Source organism: Pseudomonas sp. CCNWLW23 (genome assembly GCF_037095675.1).
Lineage (GTDB): Bacteria > Pseudomonadota > Gammaproteobacteria > Pseudomonadales > Pseudomonadaceae > Aquipseudomonas > Aquipseudomonas atacamensis.
This window is the reverse complement of record NZ_JBAWKM010000006.1, coordinates 179,298-203,954: the sequence shown is the minus strand read 5'-3', so window position 1 is coordinate 203,954 and position 24,657 is coordinate 179,298. Positions and strand designations below refer to the sequence as shown.

Below are 24,657 nucleotides of genomic sequence, written 5' to 3'. Positions count from 1 at the left end.
TGCTCGCGAAAGCGGTGGGTCAGGCAACTACGATGGTGGCTGTGCCGACGCCTTCGCGAGCAGGCTCGCTCCCACAGGGATTTGTGGCCGGCGTGAGATAGCTTTCACAAGTTGTGCTTAAAGCCCACCGCAGAGCCTTGTAGGACGATCGAACAAGCGTTTCATCGGCTTGATGGCAATTTGGTTACTTTGTCAGTGCGTTATTTCGCGCAATCAGTACAATCGCCGCATTTGCCCGACCGAGAATGGAAGCAGTACGGTTTCGGCTTGTCACGAGAACGTCCATGCTCATCGGCAGCTACTCCTTCACCCTGGTTTTCATTTCGTTGTGCGTGGCCATTCTGGCTTCCTACACGGCGCTCGATCTCACCGGGCGCATCGCCACGGCGAAAGGCCGGGCCGTGCATTTCTGGACGGCGGGCGGGGCGTTGGCGATGGGCGTTGGCGTCTGGTCGATGCACTTCATCGGCATGCTCGCCTTCAAATTGCCGATCGACCTGGGCTATGACTTCGCCCTCACTGCGCTGTCGCTGCTGATCGCGGTGCTGTCCTGCGGTTTCGCCTTGTGGCTGGTCAGCCAGCCGAAGCTGCCCCTGGCGCAACTGGCCTTCGGTGCGCTGATCATGGGGGCGGGCATCAGCGCCATGCATTACACCGGCATGGCCGCGCTGCGCATGACCCCGGGCATCGATTACGACCCGACCCTGTTCAGCGCCTCCTTGCTGATTGCCGTCGGCGCGTCGGCAGCGGCATTGTGGATTGCCTTTCGCCTGCGCCAGCAATCGCCCTATGTGCGACTGATTCGTGCCGGCGCGGCGGTGATCATGGGTGTGGCGATTGTCGGCATGCACTACACCGGCATGGCGGCGGCGCAGTTTCCTGACGGCAGTTTCTGCGGCGCGACACTCAATGGCTTGAAGGGCAATGGCCTCGACAGTCTGGTCGTGGTCACCACGCTGGCGGTGCTGTCGATCGCCTTGTTGACCTCGATTCTCGACGCCCGCCTCGAAGCGCGCACCGCCGATCTGGCGCACTCGCTGACCGTCGCCAACCGCGAACTCACCCAACTGGCCTTGCACGATCCACTGACCAGTCTGCCCAATCGCATGTTGCTCGACGACCGCATCAATCAGGCGATCAGAAAAGTTGAAGAGCAGGGTGGCTGCTTTGCCTTGATGTTCATCGACCTTGATGGCTTCAAGCCGGTCAACGACGCATTCGGCCATCACATGGGTGACCAATTGCTGCGCGAGGTCGGCGCGCGTCTGCGTGAAGACTTGCGCAGCCAGGACACCCTGGCGCGGATCGGTGGTGATGAGTTCGTTCTGCTGGTGCGCTTGAGCGAGCCCAATGACGCCTTGAGCCTGGCTGCGCGTCAGGTCGGCCTGATCGGTCGCACGTTCCGCGTCGCCGAGCATGATCTGCAGATTTCCGCCAGCGTCGGCATTGCCCTGTATCCGGGCAACGGCGCCAACGCCCAGGAACTGCTGATGAACGCCGACGCCGCGATGTACCACGCCAAGGGCGGCGGCAAAAACGGCTACAGCTTCTTCGATGCGTCGATGAACACCAACGCGCGCAAACAACTGCAACTGTTGCAGGACCTGCGCGCGGCCATCGAGCACAACCAGTTCTGCCTGCATTACCAACCCAAATTCGACGCTGCCAACGGTCGCCCCGTCGGTGCCGAAGCGCTGCTGCGTTGGAAGCATCCGCTGCATGGCATGCTGATGCCGGATAAATTCATCGATCTGGCGGAGAAAACCGGGCTGATCATTCCGATGGGCGAATGGGTGCTTAATGAAGCCTGCCGGCAGATGCGCGAATGGTACGTGCTCGGTTACACCGACTGGCGCATTGCCGTGAACCTCTCGGCCTTGCAGTTCTGCCATGCCGGGCTGGTGCAAAGCGTGGCCAAGGCGCTGGCGACCCACCACTTGCCGGCCAACAGCCTGACCCTGGAAATCACCGAAACCACGGCCATGAGCGACGCTGACGCGAGCATGACCGTCCTGCAAGAGCTGTCGGACATGGGCGTCGACCTGTCGATCGACGACTTCGGCACCGGTTATTCCAGCCTGATGTACCTCAAGCGCCTGCCGGCCAATGAATTGAAGATCGACCGCGGTTTCGTCCGTGATCTGGAGCACGACAGCGATGATGCGGCGATCGTCTCGGCGATTGTTGCGCTGGGGCAGGCCCTGGATCTGCGGATTGTCGCCGAGGGTGTCGAGACCGGCGCGCAACAGGATTTCCTCACCAAACTGGGCTGTGACTCGCTGCAGGGCTATCTGCTCGGCCACCCGATGCCGGCGGAGCGCTTCATGCAGGACATCGTGCGTGGGCAACGGCTGGCGGTGGTCTGACATACCGAGTCATCGTTCTTCGCGAGCAGGCTCGCTCCCACAGGTGATCGCATTCCCTTGTGGGAGCGAGCTTGCTCGCGAAGGCGCCCGAATAGGCGCCACATGCAAAACCCGCCAATCGCAGTTATTCTTCCCCCGACTGTTACGTGTGCACGTGGGGGAAGGCCAGCATGGATAAAGTCATTGTCATCACCGGTGGCGGGCGCGGAATCGGCGCGGCTACGGCATTGCTGGCAGCCGAACAGGGCTACCGGATCTGCATCAACTATCAGTCGGATGAACAGGCCGCACACAGCGTGCTCGAGCAGGTTCGCGCCTTGGGCGCCCAGGCCATCGCGGTTCGCGCCGATGTCAGTATCGAAGACGAAGTAATCGCGATGTTTCAGCGCGTCGACACCGAACTGGGCCGGGTCACCGCGCTGGTCAACAACGCGGGCACCGTCGGGCAGAAGTCGCGGGTCGATGAAATGTCCGAATTCCGCATCCTCAAAATCATGAAAACCAACGTGCTGGCGCCGATCCTCTGCGCCAAGCACGCGATCCTGCGCATGTCGCCCAAACACGGCGGGCAGGGCGGCAGCATCGTCAACGTCTCCTCGGTCGCGGCACGCCTCGGTTCGCCGAATGAGTACGTTGATTACGCCGCATCCAAAGGCGCGCTCGACACCTTCACCATCGGTCTGTCGAAAGAAGTCGCGGGTGAGGGCATTCGCGTCAATGCCGTGCGTCCGGGCTACATCTATACCGACTTCCATGCCCTGAGCGGCGACCCGGATCGGGTCAGCAAGCTCGAATCGGCGATTCCCATGGCCCGGGGCGGGCGGCCGGATGAAGTGGCGGAGGCGATTGTCTGGTTGCTGTCGGACAAGGCTTCTTATGCGACCGGGACGTTTGTGGATTTGGGTGGTGGGCGGTAAGGCCGAAAGATTTTCGCTAAAAGTGCGGCCCTCATCGCTGGCAAGCCAGCTCCCACAGGTTCTGCGGCCTCATCAGATTCTGTATATGTCGAAGATACATGTGGGAGCTGGCTTGCCAGCGATGAGGCCGGTGCAAACAGCACAGAATCATCAGAGCGACCGCACAATCCGCCCCAACGTCTCCATGGCCTTTTCCGATTCTTCGGTCCACGGGCTGCCGTAATTCAAGCGAATGCAATTTCTGAAACGCTGGGTCGGTGAGAAAATCGGCCCCGGCGCGATACTGATGCCTTGCGCCAATGCCATTTGAAACAGCTTCAGCGAATCCATCTGCTCCGGCAATTCCAGCCACAGAAAGTAGCCGCCCGCCGGCTGGCTGACGCGGGTCTGTGCCGGAAAGTAACGGGCAATCGCCGCGAGCATCGCGCTCTGCTGTTCTTCCAGGGCATAACGCAGTTTGCGCAGATGCCGATCGTAGCCGCCGTGTTGCAGATAATCGGCAATCGCCGCTTGCGCCGGCATCGAAGCGCACAGCGAGGTCATCAGCTTCAGTCGCTCGATCTTCTGCGCGAAACGCCCGGCCGCCACCCAGCCGATGCGGTAGCCGGGGGCGAGACTTTTGGCGAACGAGCCGCAATGCATGACCAATCCTTCGGTATCAAAAGCCTTGGCCGGTTTAGGCGCCTGTTGCCCGTAATAAAGCTCGGCGTAGACATCGTCCTCGATCAACGGCACCTGATGCTGACGCAGCAGTTCGACCAGCTCCTGTTTCTTCGCCTCGGGCACGGTCGCGCCCATCGGGTTCTGGAAACTGGTCATGCACCAGCAGGCCTTGATCGGATGGCGTTCCAGAGTTTGCGCGAGCACGCCGAGGTCGATGCCGTCACGCGGGTGCACGGGGATTTCCACGGCTTTGAGCTTCAGGCGCTCCAGCACTTGCAGGCAGGCATAAAACGCCGGGGCCTCGATGGCCACCAGATCGCCGGGCTCGGTCACTGCTTGCAGGCACAGGTTCAGCGCTTCGAGAGCGCCGTTGGTGATCAGTAGCTCTTCCATCGGCAGCATCAGCCCGCCGACCATGTAGCGCAGGGCAATCTGCCGGCGCAGTTGCGGGTTGCCTGGCGACATATCGGTGACGACCATGCGCGGATCCATCTCCCGCGCGGCGCTGGCCAGGGAGCGCGACAGGCGTTGCAGCGGGAACAGCGTCGGGCTGGGGAAGGCCGAGCCGAACGGTACGGTATTGGGATCTTTGATCGAATCGAGTACCGAGAACACCAGTTCGCTGACGTCAACCTCGGTGGATTCGTTGACCTGGCTGCTGATCACCGGCTCGGAGAATGTGCTCGGCGTATGGGCGTTGACGAAGTATCCGGAGCGCGGCCGGGCGCGGATCAGGCCACGACGTTCGAGCAGGTAATAGGCCTGGAACACGGTCGACGGGCTGACCCCGTAAGCCTGGCTGGCATAGCGCACCGACGGTACCCGCTGGCCAGGGCCGAGGACGCCGGAGCGGATCAGTTCAGCGATGTCGTCGGCGAATTTTTCGTAGCGTTTCATCGGTGGGCCTTGGTGGACTTGATTTTGTGGGGTGTCAGGGAAGGAGCCCTCACCCTAGCCCTCTCCCAGAGGGAGAGGGGACTGATTGGGGGATGCTGATGAAATACGCCCACCTGACAGTGCTTTGCCGAATCCACAAACGACTCGGTCTTTCAGGTCGATGCATAGCGACAGACACCTCGGTCGGCTCCCTCTCCCTCCGGGAGAGGGCTGGGGTGAGGGCAGCAGTGCCAGTTCCTCAACGATTCATCGGCGCCACAAACCGGCTCTTCGCCACGCTGTATACCTGCGGCTCGTCACTGTCTTCAATCCTGAAACTCAATGTCTGCGAACTGCTCGCCGGGCGCTCGGTGGTCATCGCCACCGACACCGGCACATCGACAATCTCCCCGGGCGCCAGGCTCAATGCCGTTTTGCCCTGCAACTCAAACCCGTCGCCATCAACCAGACTCAAGCGGTAATCCTGCCGTTGCTGAGTCTTGTTGATCACTTTCAGCGAATAAATATTCTCGATCTGCCCTTGAGCGTTCTCGCGGAACAACCCGCGATCCTTGGTCACGTCCAGCGACACCATTGGCCGCTCGATGAGTGCCAGTGCTAACGCTCCAATCATCACCAGTAACACCGCCGTATAGCCAATCAAACGCGGACGCAGCAGGTGGGTCTTGCCGCCCTGCAATTCGCGCTCGGAACTGTAGCGGATCAGGCCGCGCGGGTAATGCATTTTGTCCATGATCGAATCGCAGGCATCGATGCACGCTGCGCAGCCGATGCATTCCATTTGCAAGCCATCGCGGATGTCGATGCCGGTCGGGCATACCTGCACGCACAACTGGCAGTCGATGCAATCACCCAGGCCGGCTTCGACCGGGCGCACGTCACGCTTGCGCGGGCCGCGGTTTTCGCCGCGGGCGGCGTCGTAGGCAATGGTCAGCGTGTCCTTGTCGAACATCACACTCTGGAACCGCGCATACGGGCACATGTGCATGCACACCGCCTCACGCAGCCAACCGGCGTTGATGTAGGTGGCGGCGGCGAAGAACAGCACCCAGAACAGACTGACGCCACCGATCTGCAGGGTCAGCAGCTCTTCGGCCAGCGGCCGGATCGGGGTGAAATAGCCGACGAAGGTCAGGCCGGTCATCACGCTAATTGCCAGCCACAACGTGTGTTTGGCGGCACGCCGCGCCAGTTTGTTCAGGCTCCATGGCGCCGCTTGCAGTTTGATGCGCTGGTTGCGCTCGCCTTCGGTGATCTTCTCGCACCACATGAAGATCCACGTCCACGAACTCTGCGGGCAGGTGTAACCGCACCAGACGCGACCGGCAAACACGGTGATGGCGAAGAGTCCGAACGCAGCAATGATCAGCAGGGCCGAGAGCAGAATGAAATCCTGCGGCCAGAACGTCGCGCCAAAGATGTGGAATCTGCTTTCCGCCAGATCCCAAAGTACGGCCTGCCGACCGCCCCAGTTCAGCCACACGGTGCCGAAGAACAGCACAAACAGAAGTCCGGCACCGCTCATACGCAGGTTGCGGAACAGGCCGGTGAAACTGCGAGTGTGGATCTGCTTGTCGGTGGAGCCGGCAGTCGCCTTCAGTGGGCGCGCGGGTACGCTTTTTATCGTTGGCGATGCTTCTACGGTTCGGACGGGGATTTGCTCGCTCATGTTCGTTCGCTCATCAGCCTCCATCAGGCCGATGCACTATGAGCGCCGATCTGTTTGCAGAACAGACTCAGGTTTGGCAATAAAAAGCGGATCAGATGAGGTTTGGCGCAATGCCTGCGACAACGTGAAGCAACCTGCCAGGCAAGGCGCAAACGCCTATTGCAGGCGTCTGCGTCGGGTGTTGATCGAGGTCAATCAAACCACCGAATCACTGTCATCGGCCTTCAGATGTTTGCGCCCGTCCTTGGCCCCGGCGACGGTCAAGGCATCGGCTTCTGCTTCGGTGATGTAAGTGCGTTTGCCTTCGATTTCCACGAACGACATGGCTTTGTCGCTATCGGTCAGGACTTCGAGGGTGTCGCAGATGCGAATTTCCTCACCATGCTCGACGGTAAAAAAACACACTTTCTGCTCGGGGTTGGATTCATCGATTCGAACGGGCATGGCGGCAGTCCTTGTTCCAGGGAGGTCTGCATATTAGGAAGCGCAGCGCGCCGATCGTTCTGCGCAACCGATTAATGGTCGCTGTTGTCCATCGCTTATCAAGCCAATAACAAGGGAGGCACGATGGAAGACTGGTGGGATGAAGTGTGGGCCACGATGCAAGCCGAGTTCGCCGATATCGGTGATGCCTCGCAAATGACCCGGATCACCGTACGCCTGGTGATGGCGGCGATTCTCGGCGGGATACTCGGTTTCGAGCGCGAGCATAAAGGCAAGGCAGCGGGCGTGCGCACGCACATGCTGGTGGCATTGGGTGCTGCGCTATTCGTATTGGTGCCGCAGACCTCGGGCGCAGAATCCGATGCGATGAGTCGCGTATTGCAGGGCGTGATTGCCGGGATCGGCTTTCTCGGCGCCGGCACCATTCTGAAAAATCAACAGGGCGACGAGGCCCATGTCAAAGGCCTGACCACGGCGGCGGGTTTATGGATGACGGCAGCGATCGGCGTGGCGGCGGGGCTGGGCAAGGAAGCGACGGCATTGCTCAGTACCATTCTGGCGCTGGCGATCTTCAGCGTGATGCCGTACGTGGTGAGGGTGTTCGAAAAGGATGTCGACAAGAACGACCACCTCTGACTCCCCGCCGGCTGATGATCGTTCCCACGCTCCGCGTGGGAATGCTTCAACGGACGCTCCGCGTTCGGCTCTGGATGGGACGCAGAGCGTCCCGGGCTGCATTCCCACGCGGAGCGTGGGAACGATCAGACGATCAGGGGGGGCAAGGGTCAGACGATCACCGGCGGCATCGTGCTTGGTGGCTCTTCTTTCGGTGGTGGCGTGGTGCCTGGCGGCTCTTGCTCGGGCACCGGTGGCGGTTCGGTCTCCGGCAGGGTGGGTTTGTCGATGTTCGGATCGGGCGTTTCCGCCGGAATCGGGATGCTCATCAGGTGACCTCCGTATGGCACATGGCGTGGGACGTGCTTAAGTGAGTTGACCCGGCCACGACAAATTCGATCCGCAGGTTTGTCTTGTTAATTTCATCTGAACTTTTCCCCGCGCCGGTTGCTCGGAACCTAAGTGAGTTCATGACAGGGCCGGCGCTTTGTCGCGAATACTGTTCCGGCACAAGAGCGTCCTTGGGGCGTTAAGGAGAGATGCTCAATGACTGCTGAAAGACCTTCAGAGCTGAGTTACAACCCGCACATGCCGCTGTCGCAGGCGTTGCTGCTGCCACGTATCGTCATCGAAAACACCATGCCGACTCTCGACGGCGGCCAGTTCGCCGCCAAATCGATTGCCGGGCGCGAAGTGGTGGTGACCAGCAAAGTCTTTGCCGACGGTCATGACAAGCTCGCCGTGGGCATCCGCTGGCGCGAGGAAGGCCAGGAAACCTGGCAGACCGAGGTCATGTCCGATCAGGGCAACAACACTTGGCAAGGCCAGTTCCGCCCCGAAGAGCAGGGCCGCTACCTGTATTGCATCGAAGCGTGGATCGACCATTTCGCCAGCTTCCAGTACGAACTGGAAAAGAAGCACAGCGCGGCGGTGCCGGTTTCTCTGGAGCTGCAGGAAGGCCGCACGATGGTGCAACAGGCCGCCGAACGCAGCGAAGGTCAGCTCAGCGAGCAGCTCGCGGCGCTGCACCATGAATTGTCGGGCCTGCTCGAAACCGAGCAGGTTGCGCTGTTTCTGCACTCGCGCAGTGCAGAGCTGATGGCTCAGGCCGATCACCGCGCCTACCTCAGCGTCAGCGCCGAATTCCCCATGGACGTCGAGCGTGAACTCGCCGAGTTCGCCAGTTGGTATGAGCTGTTTCCACGCTCGATCACCGACGATCCCCAGCGTCACGGCACTTTCAACGACGTGCACTCGCGTCTGCCGATGATTCAGGACATGGGCTTCGACGTGCTGTACTTCACGCCGATTCACCCCATCGGCCGCGCTCACCGCAAGGGCCGCAACAATTCCCTGACTGCCGGCCCGGACGATCCCGGCAGTCCGTATGCGATCGGCAGCGAGGAGGGTGGTCACGAGGCGATACATTCGCAACTCGGCACCCGTGAAGATTTCCGCCGCCTGGTGGCTGCCGCCGCCGACCATGGCCTGGAAATCGCTCTCGACTTCGCCATCCAGTGTTCTCAGGATCACCCGTGGCTCAAGGAGCATCCGGGCTGGTTCAACTGGCGCCCGGACGGCACGATCAAATACGCCGAAAACCCGCCGAAGAAATACCAGGATATCGTCAACGTCGACTTCTATGCGCCGGACGCGATTCCGAGCCTGTGGGTCGAGTTGCGCGACATCGTCGTCGGCTGGGTCAAGGAAGGCGTGAAAATCTTCCGCGTTGACAACCCGCACACCAAACCGCTGCCGTTCTGGCAATGGCTGATCGCCGATGTGCGCACGCTGTATCCGGAAGTGATCTTCCTCGCCGAGGCCTTCACCACGCCGGCGATGATGGCGCGTCTGGGCAAGGTCGGGTATTCGCAGAGCTACACCTATTTCACCTGGCGCAATACCAAGGCCGAGCTGGCGGAATACTTCACCGAGCTGAACCAGTCGCCGTGGCGCGAATGCTACCGGCCGAATTTCTTCGTCAATACCCCGGACATCAACCCGGCGTTTTTGCATGAGTCGGGGCGTCCCGGTTTCCTCATTCGCGCGGCGCTGGCGACTATGGGTTCGGGGCTGTGGGGGATGTATTCCGGTTTCGAATTGTGCGAATCGGCGCCAGTACCGGGCAAAGAGGAGTATCTGGATTCCGAGAAATACGAAATCCGTGTCCGCGATTTCACCGCGCCCGGCAACATCATCGCCGAGATCGCCCAGCTCAACCGCATCCGCCGGCAGAATCCGGCGCTGCACACGCATCTGGGGCTGAAAATCTACAACGCCTGGAACGACAACATTCTGTACTTCGGCAAGCGCAGCGCCGATGGCAGCAATTTCATCCTGGTCGCGGTCAGCCTCGATCCGCATAACGTGCAGGAAGCGAACTTCGAACTGCCGCTGTGGGAAATGGGCCTGCCGGACGATGCCACCACCCATGGCGAAGATTTGATGAACGGCCATCGCTGGGACTGGCACGGCAAATATCAGTTCATGCGTATTGACCCGGCGTATCAGCCGTTCGGGATTTGGCGGATCAGCGCCACGTAATGATCGTTCCCACGCTCTGCGTGGGAATGGATCCCGGGACGCTCCGCGTCCCAAAGCGGACGCAGAGCGTCCATGGCGGCATTCCCACGCAGAGCGTGGGAACGATCGTCGTGGGACGCCCATAAAGTATTCAACAGGAGTTCCACATGGCGAAGAAACCCAAGGCAGCCGCCTTCATCAAAGACCCGCTCTGGTACAAGGACGCGGTGATCTATCAGGTTCACGTCAAATCGTTTTTCGACTCCAACAATGACGGGATCGGCGACTTTCCCGGGCTTATCGCCAAACTCGATTACATTGCCGACCTCGGCGTCAACACCATCTGGCTGCTGCCGTTCTATCCCTCGCCACGTCGCGACGACGGCTACGACATCGCCGAATACCGTGGCGTGCACAGCGACTACGGGACCATGGCCGACGCCAAGCGCTTCATTGCCGAAGCGCACAAGCGCGGTCTGCGGGTGATTACCGAACTGGTCATCAACCACACCTCCGACCAGCACCCGTGGTTCCAGCGTGCGCGTAAAGCCAAGCCGGGTTCGGCGGCGCGGGATTTCTACGTCTGGTCCGATGACGACCAGAAGTACGACGGCACGCGAATCATCTTCCTCGACACCGAAAAGTCCAACTGGACCTGGGACCCGGTCGCCGGTCAGTACTTCTGGCACCGCTTCTATTCGCACCAGCCGGATCTGAACTTCGATAACCCGCAAGTGATGAAAGCCGTGTTGTCGGTGATGCGCTACTGGCTGGACATGGGCATCGACGGCCTGCGCCTTGACGCGATTCCGTACCTGATCGAGCGCGACGGCACCAACAACGAAAACCTGCCCGAGACCCACGACGTCCTCAAGCAGATCCGTGCCGAGATCGACGCCAACTATCCCGACCGGATGCTGCTGGCCGAGGCCAATCAGTGGCCGGAAGACACTCAGCTGTATTTCGGTGACACCGATGCCGCTGGCGTCAATGGCGACGAATGCCACATGGCCTTCCACTTCCCGCTGATGCCGCGCATGTACATGGCGCTGGCGCAGGAAGATCGCTTCCCGATCACCGACATTCTCCGGCAGACCCCGGAAATTCCGGCGAATTGCCAGTGGGCGATTTTCCTGCGCAACCACGATGAGCTGACCCTGGAAATGGTCACCGACCGTGAGCGCGATTACCTGTGGAATTATTACGCGGCTGACCGTCGCGCGCGGATCAACCTCGGTATTCGCCGTCGTCTCGCACCGTTGATGGAACGCGACCGTCGCCGCATCGAACTGCTCAACAGCCTGCTGCTGTCGATGCCCGGCACGCCGACCCTGTATTACGGCGACGAAATCGGTATGGGCGACAACATCTACCTCGGCGACCGCGACGGCGTGCGTACGCCGATGCAGTGGTCGATCGACCGCAACGGCGGTTTCTCCCGCGCCGATCCGGCCAGTCTGGTACTGCCGCCGATCATGGATCCGCAGTATGGCTATCAGTCGGTCAACGTCGAAACCCAGTCGGGCGATCCGCATTCGCTGTTGAACTGGACGCGGCGCCTGCTGGCCGTGCGCAAGCAATCGAAAGCGTTCGGCCGTGGCACGTTGAAAATGCTCTCGCCGGCCAACCGTCGCGTGCTGGCTTATACCCGCGAATACACCGATGTCGATGGCAAGCACGAAATCATTCTGTGCGTGGCCAACGTCTCGCGCAGTGCGCAAGCAGTGGAGCTGGATCTGTCGGCGTACGTCGGCATGGTGCCGGTGGAAATGCTCGGCGGTAACGCGTTCCCGCCGATCGGTCAGTTGAATTTCCTCTTGACCCTGGCGCCGTACGGCTTCTATTGGTTCGCGCTGGCAGCGGAGAACCAGATGCCGAGCTGGCACGTCGAACCGGCGCAGAGCCTGCCGGACTTCACCACGCTGGTACTGAAAAAACGCATGGAAGAGCTGCTCGAAGCGCCGTCGCGCAACACGCTGGAGCAAAGCATTCTGCCGAGCTGGCTGCAGAACCGTCGCTGGTTCGCCGGCAAGGACGCGGCGATCGAGAGGGTCAATCTGGCTTATGGCGTGCGCTTCGGCGATGCCCAGCATCCAGTGCTGCTCAGCGAAATCGAAGTCACCAGCGGTGGCCAGACCAACCGTTATCAACTGCCGTTCGGCTTCATTGGCGAAGACCATGTCGGCCCGCCGTTGCCGCAGCAATTGGCGCTATCGCGTGTACGCCGTGTGCGTCAGGTCGGCCTGATTACCGATGCGTTCAGTCTGGAAACTTTCGTCCGCGCCGTTCTGCAAGGCATGCAGAACAACACCGTACTGGAATCGATCGAAGGCGAAATCCGCTTCGAACAGACAGATCATCTGGAAAAACTCGGCCTCGGCGCCGAGTCGGATGTGCGCTACCTGTCGGCCGAGCAATCGAACAGCTCCGTGGTTGTCGGCAACAGCCTGGTGCTTAAGCTGATACGCAAAGTGGCTTCTGGCGTACACCCGGAACTGGAGATGAGCGCTTACCTGACCAAGGCCGGGTTTGCCAATATCTCGCCACTGCTGGGTTCGGTGATTCGCCGTGACGCGCAGGGTGAGGACAACTTGCTGATGATCGCTCAGGGTTATCTGAGCAATCAGGGCGATGCATGGGAATGGACGCAGAACAACCTGGAACGGGCGCTCCGTGATGAACTGGCCGACGCCATGTCCGAGCAGGAGCAGCATTACAACGCGCTCGGCGAGCTGAAGGACTTCGCCGGCATGCTCGGCCAACGTCTGGGCGAGATGCATCAGGTGCTCGCTGCGCCAACCGACAACGCGGACTTTGCGCCGCAAGTATCGTCGAGCAAGGACATGGCCGCGACGGCCAAGGATGTCACCGCCCAGGTCGAACATGCCTTGAAACTGCTCAAGCAGCATCAAGGCGAGTTGAACGCGGCGGACCAGAAACTGGTCAAGCGTCTGCTCGACGAGAAGAAAACCATTCTTGCCCATGTGCAGGATCTGGCGAAGAAAGCCACTGGCGGCTTGCGCATCCGGGTGCATGGCGACTTGCATTTGGGTCAGGTGCTGGTGATCAAGGGCGATGCCTACCTGATCGACTTCGAGGGCGAACCGGCGCGGCCGTTGAGTGAGCGTCGCGGCAAGCACAGCCCGTACAAGGATGTCAGCGGCGTACTGCGTTCGTTCGATTACGCAGCGGCGATGACCATCAATGTGCACAACGTCGACAACAGCGTCGAAGCCGAAGCGGCGCGTAAACGTGTCGCCGAGCGTTATCTGCGCGAAGCACGCGAGGCATTCGTCCAGGCATACCGCGAGGCAGCAGCTAGTCTTGAGCATGCCTGGCAGGATCCTCAGGGTGCCGACGCCGCGCTGGCGTTGTTCGGCCTGGAAAAAGCCGCTTATGAAGTGGCCTACGAGGCGGAAAACCGCCCAACGTGGCTGCCCGTGCCATTGCACGGCTTGTATGGATTATTGACAGGGCTTAAACCCTTTTCCGATCTTGGTGGAGAGTAGTCATGAGTTTCTCGAACAAGGAACAGGGTGTGGTAAAGGAAGCATTGTTACCCTCGGCACGCGACATTGATGCCTTGGTACGCGCCGAACATCAGGACCCGTTTTCGATTCTCGGCCCGCACGGCGATGGCGCCGGCGGGCAGTTCATCCGTGCTTATTTGCCGGGTGCGCTGAGTGTCGCGGTGCTGGACAAGGACAGCGGCGAAGAGCTTGGCCCGCTGGAGATGACCGAGACGCCGGGGCTGTTTGTCGGCCATTTCGATCAGGCGCGACCGTACCTGTTGCGCACGCGCTGGGCCGGTGGCGAGCAGGTCGCCGAAGATCCGTACAGCTTTGGCCAGCTGCTCGGCGAAATGGATTTGTATCTGTTCGCTGAAGGCAATCACCGTGACCTCAGTGCTTGCCTCGGTGCGCAGCTGAAAACCGTCGATGGTGTCGACGGTGTGCGCTTTGCCGTGTGGGCGCCGAATGCCCGCCGTGTCTCGGTGGTTGGCGATTTCAACGTCTGGGACGGTCGTCGTCACCCGATGCGCCTGCGCCATCCTTCGGGCGTGTGGGAGTTGTTCATTCCGCGCCTGCAAGCGGGGGAGTTGTACAAGTACGAAATCCTCGGCGCTCACGGCATTCTGCCGCTCAAGGCCGACCCGATGGCGCTGGCTACCAGCCTGCCGCCGGATACCGCCTCGAAAGTCGCCTCGCCGTTGCAAATCGACTGGCAGGATCACGAGTGGATGAATTCCCGTCAGGATCGCCAGCAGCGCTCCAAGCCTCTGTCGATCTATGAGTTGCACGCCGGCTCCTGGCAGTGCGAGCTGGATGATCTCGGCGAAGTCGCGCGCCAGTACACCTGGCCGGAGCTGGCCGAGCGGCTGATTCCTTATGTCAAAGAGCTGGGATTCACCCACATCGAACTGATGCCGATCATGGAGCACCCGTTCGGCGGTTCCTGGGGCTATCAGTTGCTTTCGCAATTCGCGCCGAGTGCGCGTTACGGCACACCGGATCAGTTCGCCGCGTTCGTCAACGCCTGTCACCAGGCCGACATCGGTGTGATCCTCGACTGGGTACCGGCGCATTTCCCCACCGATACCCATGGCTTGGCGCAGTTCGACGGCACCGCGCTGTACGAATACGGCAACCCGCTGGAAGGTTTCCATCAGGATTGGGACACCCTTATCTACAACCTCGGTCGCACCGAAGTGCACGGCTACATGCTGGCCTCGGCGCTGCACTGGCTGAAACACTTCCATATCGATGGCCTGCGTGTCGATGCCGTGGCGTCGATGCTGTATCGCGACTATTCGCGCAAGGCTGGCGAATGGGTGCCGAACCGCCACGGCGGTCGCGAGAACCTGGAGGCCATCGACTTCCTGCGTCATTTGAACGACGTGGTTGAACTGGAAGCGCCGGGTGCGCTGGTGATCGCCGAAGAGTCCACCGCATGGCCGGGCGTCAGCCAGAGCACCCAGCAGGGCGGCCTGGGCTTTTCCTACAAATGGAACATGGGCTGGATGCACGATTCGCTGCACTACATCCAGCAGGACCCGGTGTACCGCGCCCATCACCACAACGAGTTGAGCTTTGGTCTGGTCTATGCCTGGTCGGAACGCTTCATCCTGCCGATTTCCCACGACGAAGTGGTGCACGGCAAGCACTCGCTGATCGACAAGATGCCCGGCGACCGCTGGCAGAAGTTCGCCAACCTGCGCGCTTATCTGAGCTTCATGTGGACGCACCCGGGCAAGAAATTGCTGTTCATGGGCTGCGAGTTTGGCCAGTGGCGCGAGTGGAACCACGATCAGCAGCTGGACTGGTACCTGCTGCAGTATTCCGAGCACAAAGGCGTGCAGAAACTGGTTGGCGATCTCAACCGGCTGTATCGCGAAGAGCCGGCGCTGCACGATCAGGACGACGCGCCGCAAGGCTTCCAGTGGTTGATTGGCGATGATGCGATCAACAGCGTTTACGCATGGCTACGCTGGAGCAAGGACGGCTCGCCGGTTTTGGTCGTCGCCAACTTCACACCGGTACCGCGCCAGGCGTATCGGGTCGGCGTGCCGTTTGCCGGGCGCTGGACCGAGCTGTTCAACAGTGACGCCGACATTTACGCCGGCTCCAACTATGGCAATGGTGGCGGGGCATTGACCGATGAAGTACCGAGTCATGGTCAATCGTTGTCGCTGGAACTGAATCTTCCGCCGTTGGCGGTGTTGATTCTCAAGCCGCAGGGCTAGCAGCTGTGGGAGCGAGCCTGCTCGCGAAGGCGCCATGTCAGTCAACAATGATGTTGAGGGTGGCACCGTTTTCGCGAGCAGGCTCGCTCCCACAAGGTTCTTCAGCGTTCAGCAGATCACCAGCGCATCCGCACGCCAAGGCTGCCGATGATCCCGTTCAGGTCATTGTCATCCACATCGCTGCTGTAATCGGCGCTCATGTACAGGCTTACCGCCGGTGTGACCCGCGCCACCAGTCCCAAACCCAATTCCACTGTTGAAGACTTGCGGCTGCTGCTGATCTTGTCGACCTGATCGAGCGTCACCGTGCTGCCGGTGTAAACGGTGTGCCAAAGGTTGGTGCGCACGTAGGGTTCGACAGGCAACCCGTTCAAGTCATAACTGCCTTTCAACCGCGCACCGACGCGGCCACTCCACGCGGTCAGGTCGGTGGAAGAGGCATTGCCCGAGCCGGCGTACGGAGCGTCGAGACTGATGCGCTGGTTGATCAGTTGTGCCTGCGGCTCGACCACCCAGTTTTCACTCAAGCCGATCGGGTAACCGCCTTCGACGGAAAAGGTCATCGCATTGCCTTCGGTGGCTTGCCGATTACCTTGCGCAGTGCGACTGAAGCCGCTGACCCGACCGCCGCTGGCCGACAGGTCGACGTGCCAGCCTTGCGCACCCACCAGACTGTAATAGGCGCCGAGGCTCTGGCCTTGCAGGTTGAGGCTGTCAGTGTTGCGGTCGGCGAGGGCACGTCGGGTCAGCGCACCATCGGCATTCAGCTGGACCTGATTGTCGCCACCTATAAGACCAAGGGTCTGAGTGGTCCCGTTAGCGCTTTTCAACGTGACTACGGCCGGACCTTTGAACTCACCAGCGGCCATCGCATAACCGGATGAAAGTGCGTCGGTCTGTGCTTGCCGAGCGCTTTTGCCGTACAGCTCGTCCCAGGCAGATGGGGCAAGATCCTCAGTGATCAGGCGCGAACTCTGCTGACTCAATGGCAGCGGTCCGGGTGTTATCACGGTTGCTGGCAGGGTCAGCACCGGTACGTCGGCGTGATACCACGCGGGTTCGTCCGCCGCAGATCCCGCATGCGCCTCCATGGACGAGCACAGCAGCAGTGAACCTGACACTGTGCAAAGAGTGATTTTCAGTTCGTGTGGGGTCAGTGAAGTTTTCATGGAGGTCTACCTTGCAAGCGCATGCGTCATCTCGTGTTTGGCGCCTCTCCTACCCCGAACGAGGGGCGACCGAATAGAGCGGGGCGAACCGCGGCTGCTCGATTTCGCGAGTGCCGGAAGGTCAGCCCCAGTAGTGATTCCGGGGGTAGTAAGGTAGAGATAAGAAGAGTGACGCCTGCGCGTCAAGAAAATGCACGATGAATGGCGCGCTTAAATCAGCCTTTGCAAGCGTTTGTTTTTCTGCACATAACTAAGTGTTTGTTTGCATGGAAAAACGCCTGCGAAGCAGGTGGCTGACGGTTTTTTGCCGCCGACGAAAGGTCCTCCCGAGCGTCAGTTGCCGGGAAGGCCTGTCATTTAATTGCTGTCAAAAATGCCCTTACAGATGCACTTCGACCGCCAGCGGGAGGTGATCGGAAAGATGCGTCCACGGCTTGTTGCCAAGAATGCGTGGGTCGTGGCTGCTGGCATTGCGCAAGTAGATCCGGTCAAGCCTCAGCAAGGGAAACCGCGCGGGATAGGTTTTCGCCGGGCGCCCATGGTGACGCTCAAAGGCTTCATGCAGATAATCGCGACGGGCGAGGGCGGCGTTGCCTTGCAACTGCCAGTCATTGAAATCGCCGGCGATGATCACCGGCGCATCGTCGGGTAGAGATTCAAGCAGCTGACAGAGCAGTTGCAACTGCAATTGTCGATGGCTTTCCAGCAGACTCAAATGCACACAGATTGCATGCACCTCGGCATGCCCGGGGACATCAAGAATGCAGTGCAACAGCCCGCGCCGTTCAGGCCCGGTGATCGACACGTCGAGGTTGCGATATTCGCGGATCGGGTATTTCGACAGCAGCGCGTTGCCGTGGTGGCCGTCGGGGTAAACGGCGTTGCGCCCGTAGGCAAAATCGCTCCACATGCTGTCGGCGAGGAATTCGTACTGCGACGTCTGCGGCCAGTCGTTGTAACGACTGGAATGGCGTTCGTGCTCACCCACCACTTCCTGCAGAAACACCAGATCGGCCGAGGTACTGCGCATCGCTTCGCGCAGCTCCGGGAGAACGAACCGCCGATTCAGCGCGGTGAAGCCCTTGTGGGTGTTGACCGTGAGTACCCGCAGGCGATGAATGACTGGCGCGTCGACCGCTTGACGCTTGGGATCGCTGGACACGTTCACTCCTCTGAATTGGGCCATGCCTGTTCATGCGACTGGTTTGAGGGGGTGGCAGTTCCTTACGATGATTCACTGCTGGGCCAATGTGGGAGCGAGCCTGCTCGCGAAGACTTCATCACATTCAATACATCTGACACATGACACACCGCTTTCGCGAGCAGGCTCGCTCCCAAAGGTATGTTGAGCTTCCACCGTTCAGAAGAAGACGATTTCATACGGCAAGCGCATCCGCTCCAGCAGCACGGGCGGCAGCAGCGGGGCGATGCCGATGGCCGGCTCGCCCTTGAGCTGGCTGGCGTAAGCATGGGTGGCGTGGCTCTTGCGCGCGACTGTCCAGGTGTCGAGACGCAGCTTGCGCGCGCGTTCCCAGGGAATCATTTGCTGCTCGCGCTCCGGCCAGTGCCAGGCCCACACCGGCACATCGTGGTAGGTCGCCCCGGCTTTCTGCGCCGCGTCGAAACTGGCCCGGCCAACCACTTCATGATCCGGCGGGCCATCCTTGCGCCAGGTACTGAACACTACGTCGCCCGGTCGCAGGTAACGGCCGATGAACTCGGTGAGCTGGCTTTGCTGATCACTCAGTGCATTGTCGGTAAAGCCGCCGCGCACCCACTTCAGGCTGTGCATGGGCAGGCCGAGGCGGCGCAGGGCTTCGACGCTTTCCTGCGGGCGGAACACGCTCAGACGTTGTTCCGACCACTGGCGCGAGCCGGGGTGGCTGGCGCTACCGTCGGTAATCGAGAGCAATTGCAGGGGATGGCCAAGGCTGGAGAGCAATTGCAGCAGACCGCCGCAAGTGACCACTTCGTCGCCCGGATGCGGGGCGATGACCACGGCGCGGGCGCCGGCGGGTACCAGGCTGTGGGTGTTGATGACGGGAATATTGTCGAGTTGCGGCGCGCTGTTCCAGATCTGTGCCGGCAGGCCGTGTTCGTTGAGCAATGACGATTTCATGAGTGCGACGTCCTTGTGGTATCTCGCCCTCAGTCGTGAGCAGCCAACGCTGATCGCGGCCCGTGAAGGCAAATGAATAGCAACGGTGCAGTGCTCCAACCCTTGGATTACTGCGAGGCAGAGTATTGCTCAAGACAGCCGATTCGTCGCGTCACAGATCAATCTGATCCGTAATTTTTTATTCCAGCTGTGCCAGATTGCGCAAAAAGTCACCGAACCCGCCCTTGGCCCGGCTGTCCAGACGGGCGCTGGTGTGCACTTGCGGACGGTGACTCCATGCGATATTCGCACCGCTGCGCTCCAGTGCACGCACCAGTTGCACGTCCTCGTCACAGGTCAGCGGTTTGAAACCGCCGGCCAGACGATAAGCCTCGGCACTGACACCGAGGTTGGCGCCGTGAATGTGTCGATGGCCATCGCACGCCTGATAATGGCGGTGATAGCGAATCTGCGCCGCTTCATCGATCGATTCGTGCCAGTGCTCGACAGTGACCGTGCCGCACACAGCATCAGCCTCCAGCCCCAGTTGCGCCACCAGCCAGTCATCGGCGACGCGGCTGTCGGCGTCGGTGCAGGCGATCCAGCGGGCACCGCGCTCGAGCAACAGGCGCGCACCGGTGGCGCGGGCTTCGCCAACGTTGCGCGCATCAATCTGCAAGCTGAGCACCGGATAAGCGCTGACGATCCGCGCCGAGCCATCGCTGCAACTGTCGAGCACCACCAGTATTTCCACCGGCTCGCCGCCCAGTTGTGCATGCTGGCTGGCGCGCAACGCTGCACGCAGGCATTCATCAAGCAGCGCCTCTTCGTTGTGCGCGGGAATCACGATACCGATCAACGCAAGCCCTCCAGGGCCGCCACCGAGCGTGGCTCGCGGCTCCACAGTTCGAGAATGAAATCCGCTTCCTGATGCAGCACAAGACGCGGCAAAGCCAACTGATCGTGGATCTGATCGTGGACCTGCCGTGCATTCAGCGGGCAACCCTCGATCGGCGGGCGCCAGTGGCAGGCCAGCAATTGGCCGTCGGCGGTCAGTGACCCACTGATCCGGCGGATCATTTCTGTCAGATCTTTTTCGTCGAGGTAGTAGCCGACTTCGCTGAATACGATCAGGTCGAATTTTTCCTCCGGCCAGTCAACGGGAAGGCGGCCCTGGCGGACTTCGGCATGCTCGAAAATGCTCAAGCGCGTCCGCGCCAGCTTCACCGCCGCGCTCGCCGTGTCACAACACAACAGGCGGTCGCAGCGCGGGGCCAGTTCTGCACTCAGTTCGCCGTTGGCGCAACCCGGCTCGAACACCGACCTGTAGCGCGGACGGGGCAGGGCGGCGAGGCTGATCGCGCGCTTGCGCTGTTCGTACCAGCGCTGGCGGAACGCCCATGGGTCGTCATTGCCCGCGAACAGGCCGTCGAAATAGCGGTCATCGACGCTCACAGGAACACCACTTCAAAAGGTTGCAGCAAACGATCGAGCACATAGGGCGCGAGCACTGGCCCGAGGCCGACGTCGCGGTCGCCTTCCAACTGGCTGGCGAACGCGTGCGCGGCGTGGCGTTTACGTGCGATGTGCGTCGGTGAAAGGAGAATCTTGCGCGCACGCTCCCATGGCACCGAAGCGTCTTCCGGGGTTGCCCAGTGCCAGGTCCAGACCGGAAGTTCATGGCAGGTCGCACCAACGCGTCGCGCCGCTTCGACACTGGCGCGGCCGACGGCCTCGTGATCGCTGTGACCGTCCTGGCGCCAGGTAGTGAAAACCACATCACTGGCGTGCAGATAACCGGCGATGAATTCGCTCAACTCGGTTTCCTGCGCCGCCACTTGCGTATCGGTAAAACCTCCGCGCAGCCATTTCAGGCTATGCATCGGCAGACCGAGACGACGCAAGGCTTCGGCAGACTCCTGCGGGCGCACCACGCTCAAACGCTCGACTGTCCAGCGCTGCGAGCCGGGGTGACTGGCGCTGCCATCGGTAACCGAGATCAACTGCAACGGCCGTCCGGCTGCCGCCAGCAACTGCATGATGCCGCCGCAACCGAGCACTTCGTCGTCCGGGTGCGGTGCGATGATCACCGCTCGCGAACCCAGCGGTACCAAGTCAAGAATGTCGATGGCCGGCAGCTCGGCCAGACGCCGCGAAGCCTGCCATTGCTGCAATGAAGTGCCCTGGCCAACGATCGGGTTGTCCTTCATAACGCCCAGACCTCGCAGGACTGACCAGCAATCTGCTGGCCCAGTGCAGCAAGGTCGCGTTCAGCGTGACTCTGGCGCAGAAACACCGGCAGGTCGGCACTCAACCGGGCGAAATGCCGATCCTGACAAAACGGCCCGGCACCCAACGCACGACCGACTTCACGCATCACCTGTTCAGCAGACTGTTCAACCACGGCGCGGGCGCGGCGGGCGAGCAATTCAGCGTCGGCCTCGGGCTGCGCATCGATTTGCAGCGCGCTGAAGCGCAACACATCGGCTGCCGCTTGCAGTGCTGTGTCAGTCGCACCGAGATGGGCGAGGGCGTGCGGTTCATCGCGTTGCGCGCAATGCTGACGCAGCCCTTCGGCAATCCGCCGTGAAGCGCCGTACCAGCAAGCGGCGATACCGATCCCGCCCTGCCAGAACCCCGGCCGTTGCAGGTAATCACCGGGGTTGCCAATGGCCTGCGCTTCGGCGTTGTCGAACAGTACTTCGACGCTGCCGGTGGCTGCCATGCCCACCGCTTGCCAGCCTTGATCGGTGATGGTCACGCCAGGTTGATCGAGTGCGACTGCAACCAATTGCTGCTGACCGTCCGCGTCCCATGCGGTAAGCAAGGCGTGGCTGAGCACCGCAGCGCCAGAGCACCAGGCCTTGCGTCCGTTCAGCATCACCATATGCCCGGCCGGCGTGACTTTCACCCGTGCCTGCGGCGGTTCGGCGGCCCACATGCCCCACGTACTGCCCGGGGTTGGCGTACCGCCCAATTGCTCGATGATCGCCAGCGCGTCGGTGTGGCCCTCATAGAGTTTGCACAGGCCTAAATCGTGTCCACCGACTTCCGAGAGACGCTGAAAGCGCTCCAGCGTGTGACCGCTGCCGGGCAGCGGCAAGCGGTCGAGGCCGGCCTCGACCATTGCCCGCAGGCAACGGCCGAGGGCATTGGTGTCGGCGTAATCTGGCGGACGGCGGGCCAGATAATGTTGAAAGTCCATATCAATCTTCTTCGTCACGTTGCAGTTCGAACAGCAGCAACGAACGCCCGGTCACCGAATATTCATGGCCGAAGTCAAAGCGCTCCTGGCCGCGAATCGACGGTTGATTGGTGTCGATCATACAGGTCCAGAAGCCGCCATCCGGCACTTCAGGCAGGGTGAAGTTGACGATGTCGTGGTGGGCGTTGACCACCAGCAACAGGGTCGCGTCGGCACCTTTGCGGCGGATGCCGGTTTCCTGCGCGCGACCGTCGAGCAGCATGCCGAGGCAGCGGTTGTGCGCATCGTGCCAGTGCTCGGTGGTCATCTCGGTAGCGTCCGGTGCCAGCCAGGTCACGTCCTTGACGCCGATGTCTTCGTTGTATTCGCCGACCAGGAAACGTCCGCGTCGCAGGATCGGATAAGTCAGGCGGAGCTTGATCAGGCGTTTGACGAACTTGAGCAGGGACTTGCCGTCCTCGCTCAGGTCCCAGTTGACCCAGCCGATCTCGCTGTCCTGGCAATAGGCGTTGTTGTTGCCGTCCTGGGTGCGGGCGAACTCGTCACCGGCGACGATCATCGGAGTACCTTGGGCCAGCAGCAGGGTGGCGAAAAAGTTGCGCATCTGCCGGTGGCGCAGAGCGTTGATTTCCGGATCGTCGGTCGGACCTTCGACGCCGTGGTTCCACGACAGGTTGTTGTTGCTGCCGTCCTGGTTGTTCTCGTCGTTGGCTTCGTTGTGCTTGTCGTTGTACGAGACCAGATCGTTGAGAGTGAAACCGTCGTGGGCGGTGATGAAGTTCACCGACGAATACGGCCGGCGCCCACGCTGGTTGAACATCTCGCCGGAAGCGGTCATGCGGCTGGCGAAATCGGCGAGCTGAGCGTCGTCGCCTTTCCAGAACGCACGCACGGTGTCGCGGAACTTGTCGTTCCACTCAACCCAGCCCGGCGGAAAGTTGCCCACCTGATAACCGCCGGGACCGCAGTCCCACGGCTCAGCGATCATTTTCACCTGACGCAGCACTGGGTCCTGACGGCAGGCGACGAGGAAGCTGTGGCGCTCGTCGAAGCCATCGTGGTAGCGGCCAAGAATGGTTGCCAAGTCGAAGCGGAAGCCATCGACGTGCATCTCACTGGCCCAGTAGCGCAGAGAGTCAGTGACCATTTGCAGCACGCACGGGTGGCTCAGGTCGAGCGTGTTACCGGTGCCGGAATCGTTGATGTAGTAGCGCTTGTCGTCCGGCATCAAGCGGTAGTAGGAGGCGTTGTCGATACCGCGCATCGACAGGGTCGGGCCTTGCTCGTTGCCTTCGGCGGTGTGGTTGTAGACCACGTCGAGAATGACTTCGAGGTTGGCATCGTGCAGATGCGCGACCATTTCCTTGAATTCGGCAATCTTGCCACTGGCCAGATAACGCGGGTCCGGGGCGAAGAACGCAATGCTGTTGTAGCCCCAGTAGTTGGTCATGCCCTTTTGCAGCAGATGCTGATCGTTGACGAAAGCATGGATCGGCAGCAGTTCGACAGAAGACACACCGAGCTTGCGTATGTGCTCGAGCACGTCGTCGACCATCAGACCGCCGAAAGTGCCACGCAGGTTTTCCGGCACCGACGGGTGACGCATGCTGATGCCGCGCACATGGGTTTCATAAATGATGGTCTTGTCCCACGGCACGCTGACGCGATGGTCGTTGCCCCAGGTGTGCGCCGGGTCGATGACCTTGCACTTGGGCACGAATGGCGCGCTGTCACGCTCGTCGAAACTGAGGTCGGCGTCGGGGTGGCCGATGGTGTAGCCGAACAGCGCCTCCGACCATTTCAGCTCGCCGACCAATTGCTTGGCGTACGGGTCGATCAGCAGTTTGTTGTGGTTGAAGCGGTGACCATTGGCCGGGTCATAAGGACCATATACGCGGTAGCCGTAGATCAAGCCAGGATGCGCATCCGGCAGGTAGCCGTGGTAGATCTCATCGGTGTATTCCGGCAGCTCGATGCGTTCGAGCTCGACCTCGCCGGCATCGTCGAAAATGCACAGCTCGACCTTGGTGGCGTTGGCGGAAAACAGAGCAAAGTTCACCCCCAGACCATCCCAGGTCGCACCGAGCGGGAAGGGCAGGCCTTCACGGATTCTCGACGGCTCGGCGTGCGCAGCGGGTTCGGCTTTCTTTGGACGGGTCATGATTGCTCCTGCAAAAAAACGGGACAGTTCAGGCAATGAGATTTCCTGGTGGGAGCGAGCTTGCTCGCGAAAGCGTCGGTACATTCGACATTTTCACCAACTGACCTAGCGCTTTCGCGAGCAGGCTCGCTCCCACAGGGTTGTGTGTTGTTCCCAATAAGGGACTTTCTTCGGGGCGCAAGAACCC

At 60.9% G+C, this 24,657-nt stretch carries 18 protein-coding genes; 6 read left to right on the top strand and 12 right to left on the bottom strand.

The annotated features are described in order from the left end of the window. Positions 1-284: 284 nt before the first annotated feature. Together V8J63_RS11020 and V8J63_RS11015 are read left to right on the top strand one after the other, a co-directional pair. A complete protein-coding gene (locus tag V8J63_RS11020; protein WP_197892166.1) occupies positions 285-2,366 on the top strand; it encodes a putative bifunctional diguanylate cyclase/phosphodiesterase in 2,082 nt (693 codons plus the stop codon). Positions 2,367-2,536: 170 nt separating this feature from the next. Then, positions 2,537-3,283: an SDR family oxidoreductase gene (locus V8J63_RS11015; protein WP_071172352.1), complete on the top strand. Its 747-nt coding sequence runs from the start codon at positions 2,537-2,539 to the stop codon at positions 3,281-3,283. A 150-nt stretch (positions 3,284-3,433) separates the two neighbouring features. Here V8J63_RS11015 and mapR read toward each other — a convergent pair whose 3' ends face one another. The 3 genes from mapR to V8J63_RS11000 form a co-directional block, all read right to left on the bottom strand. Continuing rightward, entirely contained in the window at positions 3,434-4,843 is a 1,410-nt protein-coding gene (mapR, locus tag V8J63_RS11010) for a GntR family transcriptional regulator MpaR (RefSeq protein WP_336464038.1), read from the bottom strand. A 238-nt stretch (positions 4,844-5,081) separates the two neighbouring features. Beyond that, positions 5,082-6,512 (bottom strand): cytochrome c oxidase accessory protein CcoG, encoded by a 1,431-nt coding sequence (ccoG, locus tag V8J63_RS11005; RefSeq protein ID WP_336464037.1) that lies wholly within the window; start codon positions 6,510-6,512, stop codon positions 5,082-5,084. Positions 6,513-6,707: 195 nt separating this feature from the next. Then, a complete protein-coding gene (locus V8J63_RS11000; RefSeq protein WP_016774630.1) occupies positions 6,708-6,956 on the bottom strand; it encodes a DUF3203 family protein in 249 nt (82 codons plus the stop codon). A 123-nt stretch (positions 6,957-7,079) separates the two neighbouring features. On the opposite strand from V8J63_RS11000, the gene V8J63_RS10995 reads away from it, so the two are divergent. Then, on the top strand, positions 7,080-7,592 hold the full coding sequence (locus tag V8J63_RS10995) for an MgtC/SapB family protein (protein WP_016774631.1): 513 nt from the start codon (positions 7,080-7,082) through the stop codon (positions 7,590-7,592). Between the two features lie 149 nt (positions 7,593-7,741). On the opposite strand, the gene V8J63_RS10990 is transcribed toward V8J63_RS10995, so the two are convergent. Beyond that, a complete protein-coding gene (locus V8J63_RS10990; RefSeq protein ID WP_016774632.1) occupies positions 7,742-7,900 on the bottom strand; it encodes a hypothetical protein in 159 nt (52 codons plus the stop codon). 217 nt (positions 7,901-8,117) lie between these two features. Between V8J63_RS10990 and V8J63_RS10985 the strand changes: the two genes are divergently transcribed. From V8J63_RS10985 to glgB, 3 genes are all read left to right on the top strand, one after another. After that, a complete protein-coding gene (locus V8J63_RS10985) occupies positions 8,118-10,115 on the top strand; it encodes an alpha-1,4-glucan--maltose-1-phosphate maltosyltransferase (protein ID WP_336464036.1) in 1,998 nt (665 codons plus the stop codon). Between the two features lie 146 nt (positions 10,116-10,261). Beyond that, positions 10,262-13,603, top strand: a complete 3,342-nt coding sequence (treS, locus tag V8J63_RS10980; protein ID WP_336464035.1) for a maltose alpha-D-glucosyltransferase — start codon at positions 10,262-10,264, stop codon at positions 13,601-13,603. A 2-nt stretch (positions 13,604-13,605) separates the two neighbouring features. Then, positions 13,606-15,837: a 1,4-alpha-glucan branching protein GlgB gene (glgB, locus tag V8J63_RS10975; RefSeq protein WP_125926885.1), complete on the top strand. Its 2,232-nt coding sequence runs from the start codon at positions 13,606-13,608 to the stop codon at positions 15,835-15,837. A 116-nt stretch (positions 15,838-15,953) separates the two neighbouring features. Here the strand turns inward: glgB and V8J63_RS10970 are convergent, their stop codons facing one another. The 8 genes from V8J63_RS10970 to glgX all read right to left on the bottom strand — a co-directional run bounded on the left by V8J63_RS10970 (position 15,954) and on the right by glgX (position 24,470). Continuing rightward, on the bottom strand, positions 15,954-17,006 hold the full coding sequence (locus V8J63_RS10970) for an autotransporter outer membrane beta-barrel domain-containing protein (RefSeq protein WP_123442548.1): 1,053 nt from the start codon (positions 17,004-17,006) through the stop codon (positions 15,954-15,956). 379 nt (positions 17,007-17,385) lie between these two features. After that, complete coding sequence (locus V8J63_RS10965) at positions 17,386-18,168, bottom strand: endonuclease/exonuclease/phosphatase family protein (RefSeq protein WP_016774637.1); 783 nt, start codon at positions 18,166-18,168, stop codon at positions 17,386-17,388. Positions 18,169-18,366: 198 nt separating this feature from the next. Continuing rightward, positions 18,367-19,125: a PIG-L deacetylase family protein gene (locus tag V8J63_RS10960; RefSeq protein ID WP_016774638.1), complete on the bottom strand. Its 759-nt coding sequence runs from the start codon at positions 19,123-19,125 to the stop codon at positions 18,367-18,369. A gap of 178 nt (positions 19,126-19,303) precedes the next feature. Next, positions 19,304-19,963, bottom strand: coding sequence for a glycosyltransferase (locus V8J63_RS10955; RefSeq protein WP_336352697.1), 660 nt, complete (start codon positions 19,961-19,963; stop codon positions 19,304-19,306). After that, a complete protein-coding gene (locus V8J63_RS10950; protein ID WP_336464034.1) occupies positions 19,960-20,559 on the bottom strand; it encodes an SAM-dependent methyltransferase in 600 nt (199 codons plus the stop codon). Before V8J63_RS10950 ends, V8J63_RS10955 begins: the two co-directional genes overlap by 4 nt. After that, positions 20,556-21,314, bottom strand: coding sequence for a PIG-L deacetylase family protein (locus V8J63_RS10945; RefSeq protein ID WP_073474580.1), 759 nt, complete (start codon positions 21,312-21,314; stop codon positions 20,556-20,558). The genes V8J63_RS10950 and V8J63_RS10945 overlap by 4 nt, the downstream gene beginning before the upstream one ends. Continuing rightward, the gene (locus V8J63_RS10940; protein ID WP_336464033.1) at positions 21,311-22,309 is read right to left on the bottom strand and encodes an acyl-CoA dehydrogenase; all 999 of its coding nucleotides are present in this window, start codon (positions 22,307-22,309) and stop codon (positions 21,311-21,313) included. Before V8J63_RS10940 ends, V8J63_RS10945 begins: the two co-directional genes overlap by 4 nt. A gap of 1 nt (position 22,310) precedes the next feature. Beyond that, complete coding sequence (gene glgX, locus V8J63_RS10935) at positions 22,311-24,470, bottom strand: glycogen debranching protein GlgX (RefSeq protein WP_336464032.1); 2,160 nt, start codon at positions 24,468-24,470, stop codon at positions 22,311-22,313. Positions 24,471-24,657: the final 187 nt, after the last annotated feature.